Source organism: Rhizobium sp. BR 317, assembly GCF_047445835.1.
GTDB classification, from domain to species: domain Bacteria; phylum Pseudomonadota; class Alphaproteobacteria; order Rhizobiales; family Rhizobiaceae; genus Rhizobium; species Rhizobium paranaense.
Genome location: NZ_JARWLB010000174.1, coordinates 1 through 855 on the forward strand (window position 1 = coordinate 1; position 855 = coordinate 855).

At 63.6% G+C, this 855-nt stretch carries 1 pseudogene; it reads left to right on the forward strand.

Annotated features, from left to right (window positions below):
- Positions 1-855: pseudogene (locus QD357_RS32620) on the forward strand (lactate dehydrogenase); the annotation flags it as partial.

The following is an 855-nucleotide window of genomic DNA, read 5'->3' on the forward strand; positions in this document are numbered from 1 at the left end:
CGGATGCGGCTCTCAATGCGCTTGGCGATACTATTTTCCGCGATCGCGCCGACGGCTCCTGGCAAACCTCCGATGCTTATCTCTCCGGGGCCGTGCGCACCAAACTTGCTGCCGCGGCAGCTGCGGCCGAGCTCGATCCCGCTTATGAGCGCAATGTCCGTGCGCTTCAGGCGGTGCAGCCGGCTGATCTCCGCCCGTCTGATATCACCGCCCGGCTGGGCGCACCCTGGATTCCGGCCGCTGATATCGTCGACTTCGTGCACGAGACGATGGGCGCCGAGATCAGGATCCATCACATGCCGGAACTCGGCTCTTKGACAGTCGAGGGGMGGCAACTTGGTTGGACGGCAGCCGGTACATCCGAATGGGGCACTGACCGCCGGCATGCCGGTGAGTTACTCGCCGATGCACTAAACAGCCGCGTGCCGCAGATTTTCGACGTGTTCAAGGACGCCGACGGTGAGCGGCGCGTTCTGAACGTCATCGACACCKAGGCCGCCCGCGACAAGCTCCAGAAGATCAAGCAAGCGTTCCAGAACTGGGTCTGGACCGATCCCGATCGCACCGACCGGCTGGCGCGGGTCTATAACGATCGCTTCAACAACATCGCCCCACGAAAATTCGACGGCTCGCACCTGAAACTTCCCGGCGCCTCTGGCGCCCTTGTTCTTTATGGGCACCAGAAGCGCGGCATCTGGCGCATCATCTCGTCGGGATCGACATATCTCGCCCACGCCGTCGGCGCCGGCAAGACGATGACCATGGCAGCCGCCATCATGGAACAGCGCCGGCTCGGTCTTATTGCCAAGGCGATGCTGGTCGTACCCGGCCATTGCCTGGCGCAGGCGGGGCGGG